General features: G+C 37.3%; 6 protein-coding genes. All 6 read left to right on the forward strand.

Going from position 1 to position 6,472, the window contains the following annotated elements; genetic code table 11:
- On the forward strand, positions 1-364 hold a 364-nt coding region (locus tag AC2JBO_RS41830), incomplete at its 5' end, for a YdeI/OmpD-associated family protein (RefSeq protein ID WP_496959527.1).
- A gap of 4 nt (positions 365-368) precedes the next feature.
- The gene (locus AC2JBO_RS41835) at positions 369-1,301 is read left to right on the forward strand and encodes a nucleotidyl transferase AbiEii/AbiGii toxin family protein (RefSeq protein WP_496959528.1); all 933 of its coding nucleotides are present in this window, start codon (positions 369-371) and stop codon (positions 1,299-1,301) included.
- Positions 1,302-1,376: 75 nt separating this feature from the next.
- Positions 1,377-2,300, forward strand: a complete 924-nt coding sequence (locus AC2JBO_RS41840) for a DUF1822 family protein (RefSeq protein ID WP_496959529.1) — start codon at positions 1,377-1,379, stop codon at positions 2,298-2,300.
- A 40-nt stretch (positions 2,301-2,340) separates the two neighbouring features.
- Entirely contained in the window at positions 2,341-4,740 is a 2,400-nt protein-coding gene (locus AC2JBO_RS41845; protein ID WP_496959530.1) for a CHASE2 domain-containing protein, read from the forward strand.
- Between the two features lie 110 nt (positions 4,741-4,850).
- The gene (locus tag AC2JBO_RS41850) at positions 4,851-5,654 is read left to right on the forward strand and encodes a DUF928 domain-containing protein (protein ID WP_496959531.1); all 804 of its coding nucleotides are present in this window, start codon (positions 4,851-4,853) and stop codon (positions 5,652-5,654) included.
- Between the two features lie 210 nt (positions 5,655-5,864).
- Positions 5,865-6,362: a DUF3122 domain-containing protein gene (locus AC2JBO_RS41855; RefSeq protein WP_496959532.1), complete on the forward strand. Its 498-nt coding sequence runs from the start codon at positions 5,865-5,867 to the stop codon at positions 6,360-6,362.
- Positions 6,363-6,472 lie beyond the last annotated feature (110 nt).

Genomic DNA, 6,472 nt, shown 5'->3' on the forward strand with positions numbered 1-6,472 from the left:
TATGCAAATATTTACACCTCGGAAACCTCAAAGTGTGTGGTCAAAATTAAATAAACAATATATAGAAGAACTTATCGAACAAGGTTTAATGACAGAAGCTGGTTTGATCAAAATCGAAACAGCCAAACAAAACGGTTCATGGACAAGCTTAGATGCTATCGAAGCGTTAACTATTCCCACTGATTTACAACAAGCTTTAGAAGCAAACCAGACTGCATACAAATATTTTCAGGCATTTAGCAACACATCTAAAAAGAATATCCTAACTTGGATACAATCAGCTAGGCGCCTGGAAACAAGGTTAAAGCGCATTTCTCAAACGGTAAACTCCGCAGCGCAAAATCAAAACCCATTATCACGATAATTTTATGCTCAATCCGCAAAAACTACCATTTCTAGAATCTATTGGTTGGCAGTTAAAAAATGTATATCAAATGAGTGAGAAAGAAATGGTTCAATTGTATCAACGCAATTGGCATCATCAAACAACCTTCAACAATTTAAACCAAGAAGAAAAAGATTTTATTCATTATTTAGCGAAAAAATATAACTCTTGGATATTGCCGGATTTTGAAATGTTTAATCTCGAACATCACAATAATATACTTAAAGTCCTTAATTCTTTTAATCCAGAAGTTTTCAAAAAAGCTTCTGCATACTTTGGCGGTGGTACACTATTGGCATTAGAGTATGATGAATACAGGCTTAGTAGAGATATTGATTTCCTCTTCCCTTATGGAACTGAAAATTATAGATATTTAAGAAATTTGATTTACGACGAAGGAATTGTCGCATTATTTCAAAGTACAACAGATGTCGAATTAGGTGACACTACAATAAATCAATATGGTATTCGTTTTCCTGTTATAGTAGATGAAACAACTATTAAAGTAGAAATTGTAGCCAATGGTATTTTTACTTTAGACCCTCCTGTTTATCCTCAATGGACAAAAATTCCTTGTCTAAGTATAAGCGATAGATTTACATCAAAACTAATGGCTAATGCTGACCGATGGAACGATTCTAGTACACAATCTAGAGATTTGATTGACTTAGCAATATTGCGTGTAAATAACGAAATACCCGCACGGGCAATTGCGAAAGCTGAAGAAACCTACGAAGTCAAAAAGCCATTAGTTAAAGCCATCACTAATTTTACTGAAAAAGAAAGATATAGAGATAAATGTTTTCAGGAGTTAAACGTACCTAAAGAAAAATTTCCAATCATAATGGATGGAATAAATAGACTTCTTGTTGACTTTGAACCTGTGAATTCGACAGTCGTTGAAAAATTTATTTGATTTGCTGCGTAAAATCCATATATATAGGCGATATGTACACATCAGCATTTACCATTTTACCATTAGGGAGTAAATATGACATGCAATGCTTTGCCGCTACCAATATCTGAAGCTGCTCGTTCTACCGCGCGCAGTTTTGCCAAACAGCAACCGACAACAGAAAAAGCTGAACAAGTTCTTTTGAATACACTTTCGGTATTAACTGTTCGTTATTACCTTGATTTAATGGGTATTTTAACTGACCTTAATACTGCTGACTGTTGGAACCCTGTTATGCGCTTGTGTACAGATGTTGCTGATTTGGAAGTACCTGGTATCGGTAAAATTGAGTGCAGAAGTACGCGCGCTTCTCAAGACTTTTGTTACATTCCTCCAGAAAGTTGGGGAACACGCGCGGCATATATTGTAATCGTAATTGATGAGTCTTTACAAGAAGCCAAAATAATCGGGTTTATGAAAAATGTAGAAAGCGAGGAAGTTCCTTTAAGCCAACTCGAACCAATAGATAATTTAACTACATACCTTGAACAATTAAAAGAATCAACTAAAGAACCAACTTTAGTCAGTCTAAGTCGATGGTTTACTGGTATAGTTGAGTACGGGTGGCAGACTGTAGAATCGATACTAGACCAGCCAGAATTACGACCTGCTTACGTATTTCGTAGTTATGAGGTAGCAACGGCAACTCGACGGGCAAAGTTATTTGATATCGGAATTCAAATTGCAAATCAACCCGTTATGTTGATAGTGGAGCTTACACCCCAAGTAGACCACCAAACCAGTATTCGTCTACAGTTACATACAACTGGCGGTAAAATATACTTACAACCAGGCGTGACGCTAGCTGTTTTTGACAGTAGTGATAATTTATTTTTGTCAGCACAAGCACGCAGTGCCGATAATTACATTCAGTTACAATTTAGCGGTGAAGTTGGAGAAAGGTTTAGTGTAAGAGTAGGAATTGATGGAGCTTATATTACTGAGAATTTTATGATTTAGTTAAGTATAAATTATTTTTTCGATACTTACAAAGCTTGATATGGGTAAGCTAGTTGTCCTAAAATTTGGTGACGGCAATTTTGATGAGGGATTTACCGTCACGTTGCAGATTGGTACAGAAGGTGAACTACCGAATGTTGAAATTACAGGTAGACTACCTGCGGCGCCACATTTGCTGGTTTACTATAACCATTGGTGTTCAAACTACCGACGTTTAGGTAGTGCGTTTCGGTTGTCTGCGGATAAAGTTCAGATAACAAACGTATCAATAACTGCTGATATCAAGACAACATCTGAAATATTACAAGCGCATTTTAATTCTTGGTTACAATCTGATTCTTTTCGTCCGTTGCGAGAAAAATGGCTCTCTCGTCTTGATATTAAAGATAGCATTCGGGTTGTCCTGCAAACTGAAAACTGTCAACTAGTACGTTTGCCTTGGCATTCTTGGGACTTGTTGGAACGCTATACAGAAGCAGAAATAGCAGTTGCATCTCCCAACTACGAACACAGCGACAAATTTCACCCAACGAATACAAAGGTTCAGATTCTAGCTATAGTTGGTGACAGTCGGGGTATTGATACTCAAGCTGACACAGAAATACTTCAACAAATGCCTCATGCTGATATTACCTTTTTAATAGAGCCTGGGCGCCAAGAGTTGAATGATTATTTGTGGGAAAGGAACTGGGATATTTTATTTTTTGCTGGACACAGTTTAACGCATTCAGACCAAAGTGGGCGCCTGTATCTAAATCAAACCCAGAGTTTGAGTATGGCAGAACTTAGATATGCGCTGAGTAAAGCAGTTACGGGAGGGTTAAATTTAGCGATATTCAACTCGTGTGATGGTTTGGGGTTAGCGCGCGAACTATCTTGTTTACAGATACCCGAAATCATTTTCATGCGTGAACCTGTAACTGATAAAATTGCTAGCAAATTTTTACACTACTTTTTAAGTGAATATGCCAGTGGTACAGCTTTATTTATTGCTGTACGTCGCGCGCGCGAACGACTACAAGGACTTGAAGACCAGTTTCCTTGTGCAACTTGGCTACCGATGATTTGTCAAAATAACCCGCTTGCACAACCTTTAAACTGGCATCAACTACATAACATTAAAGTTACTGTCCCAGTTGAAGATTTTAGTTCAAACCAAGTTTACCAAAATTCTTCAAAGGCGCCTCTACTGCATTTGCATCAAAATACAAAACTACGTTTAGGGATAATAGCTACTGTATTTACATCAGCAATAATATTAACACGACTACTAGGACTTTTCGAGGGTACAGAGTTAAAAGCATTTGACCAAATGCTGTGGTTACGCTCTAATATAGTAAAAGAAAAACTGGATAATCGGATTTTGTTAGTTACAGTAGATGATAATGATTTAGCAGAACAGCGTCGTAAAGGTGAATCATTAAAAGGAACTTCTATTTCAGATAAATCATTAAACATACTTTTAGATAGATTGCAACAGTATAGACCATTAGTAATTGGTTTAGATATATACCGTGACTTTGAATCTGAAGACCCACAGTTAACAACTCGTCTCCGAGAAAGCAAAAATTTGATTGCTATATGTAAAGGTAGTTATATAGGTGCCAACAGTAAAGGTATTGCACCACCACCTGAAATACCTAAACAACTCGTTAATGAGCGTTTAGGGTTCAGCGATTTTATTCGTGATCAAGATGGTATTATAAGGCGCCAGTTGTTGTTTATGAAGCAAGAACCTAATTCATTATGTACAACAGAATACTCTTTAAGTTTACAGCTAGCCTTTGAGTACTTCAAATTTAAAGGTATCAGCAAAGTTAATATTGCTCGTAATCAAACACTTACAGTTGATAAAGTTAATTTTAACGCTTTAACTTCCCATACAGGAGGGTATCAAGGTATCGATGCCAACAGCGGACAAATTTTGGTTAACTGGCGCGCGAGTGATAAAATAGCTCAAAAAGTATCACTAACTGATGTTTTAACAGGTCAAGTCAACCCCAATGCTTTTAAAGACAAAATCGTACTTGTAGGTGTTATTTCCAAAGGTGACTTACAAGATTACTTGCCAACACCTTATCGTAGTGATATCGATACACAAATACCAGGAGTCTTAATTCATGCACACATGCTGAGTCAACTCCTGAGTCGCGTTTTCGATAACCGTTCTCTATTACAAACTTGGACACTAGAAACAGAAGTTGTTTGGATATTCAGTTGGTCAATCATAGGAGGACTTTTAGCACTACGATTCAGAAAAAATTTTATTCAACTAGTAATAAGTATTATCATCACAACCGCAATTCTGTATATTCTCTGTTTAGGATTAATTATATTCAGTTATTGGGCGCCGTTTGTGCCCAGTACATTAGTTTTATTAGGAACAGCGGTAGGAGGTAGGGTGCGTGACGCTATAATAATTCTTAAACGAAGCGTGTAGGGTGCGTGACGCTATTAAACTTGCTTTTCGTTTCAAATTTTTACGGCGTCACGCACCCTACTTACGAGGAGCAGAGTGTTTATATTAATTTTTGGTTTTTCAGGTGGGATATGAAACTTTTTTTTAAATTACTGGTAGCATCACTAATAATTGCTTTAACTTACAGTACTCTAAGTCAAGCCAGACAGGTAAAGGAAGTAGAGGCGCCTGCGACTAAACTAACAAAAAGTACACAATTAGAATTTATTCGTCCCAAACTACCGGAAGGGACACCACCGGGAGGACGTCGGACTGGAGGTGGTCGTCGTGATAGTTGTCCTGATGTTAACCCGAAACTTACAGCTTTAGTGCCAATGGTCGAACAACCAGCAACAGTGAAAAATGTATGGGGTCTAACAACAGAAGAACGTCCAACTTTTTGGTTTTACCTTCCCTATACAAAAATTTCTGGGTATCCGACTGAATTTGTTCTTCAAGATGAGACTACCAGCGTAATTTATCAGAAAAGCATTTCCTTACCCCAACAACCCGGAATAATTAGTGTCTCAATACCTCCAAATATCTCTCCTTTGGTAGTTGACAAGCAGTATCGCTGGTTTCTCAACGTATATTGTAATCCAGAAAAACAATCAACTCCGATTTATGTAGAAGGTGTAGTTAGTCGAGTTCAACTGAGTGCAGCAATTAATCAGCAACTGCGAACCGCACAACCAGAGCAAAAATTGGCAATATATGCTCACAACGGAATTTGGTATCAAGCTTTAGCAACGGCAGTACAGCTAAAACAGGAAAACCCCCATTCTGCCATTGTTCAAGCTAATTGGAAGAATTTACTCGCAGATATTGGATTAAGTGAAATTGCCGACAAAGAATTACTTTTAGATACAAGTATGTATAGTAAACTCCACAATTGAAGCATATCATACGTAGCATAGGCGTCTCGCCTGTGCAGTCACATATATTTATTTTTTTACCACAGAGACTATTAGAACACAGAGAGAAATTGTTTGTTGATATAACGAACCGCAAAGGACGCAAAGTTCGCAAAGGAAGAGAAGAAGGCTTTTACAAATGATGAGCGAATTGCTATAACTTACTTTGTTGTCCTGCTAACCTGATTAGAAATGCAACCAAAATTAAAATTATATTTCGTTACTATTATTATTTTACTGGTATTTGGTTTATTCGCACCAAATGCCGCAGCATCATTACGCCAGCATCAAGAGTCACCTGGAGTTATGCGCTATCACTCCCAAGTGTCAATCAAAGATAAATCTGGACATGCATGGCAGGTGATATTATATAAAGTAAAGAATTCTGGCACCTCGGAGGATATAAATTTAAGATTGGTTGGTTTTCCAAATGTAACAAAATTTGTGCATCCACAGTCTTTGGAAGTTATAACTGCACCAGATGAAGTTTTAATTGCCCCTGATGTATATGCTCAAGGTTCACCGGCGCCGAATGTTGGTGAGTATAAATTTACAAATCTATTGAATCAATTATTAACGATTAAAGGTTTAAAATTAAATCTACCATTACAAGGTGAAGGTAGTAAAACTTTGAAGATTCCAAAAAATATCGTTACCGAATGGCAAATGTTAATAACCGAGTTTGAATAAGGCAACGGATGATTAACGGATGTAACGGATGGTTGATTTTGTTGAAGTAGTGGTCTGTGTCATTAATTCTGGGGTGTAGGCGCCTGACTTGAACTCTCTTAACTCTTGTC

Source organism: Calothrix sp. CBUCES-K 9914 (genome assembly GCF_059640475.1).

Bases quoted from the DNA above. Each gene is read 5' to 3' on its own strand.
- AC2JBO_RS41850 (WP_496959531.1), top strand. From the start codon at position 4,851: ATGAAACTTTTTTTTAAATTACTGGTAGCATCACTAATAATTGCTTTA.
- AC2JBO_RS41835 (WP_496959528.1), top strand. From the start codon at position 369: ATGCTCAATCCGCAAAAACTACCATTTCTAGAATCTATTGGTTGGCAG.
- AC2JBO_RS41855 (WP_496959532.1), top strand. From the start codon at position 5,865: ATGCAACCAAAATTAAAATTATATTTCGTTACTATTATTATTTTACTG.
- AC2JBO_RS41845 (WP_496959530.1), top strand. From the start codon at position 2,341: ATGGGTAAGCTAGTTGTCCTAAAATTTGGTGACGGCAATTTTGATGAG.
- AC2JBO_RS41840 (WP_496959529.1), top strand. From the start codon at position 1,377: ATGACATGCAATGCTTTGCCGCTACCAATATCTGAAGCTGCTCGTTCT.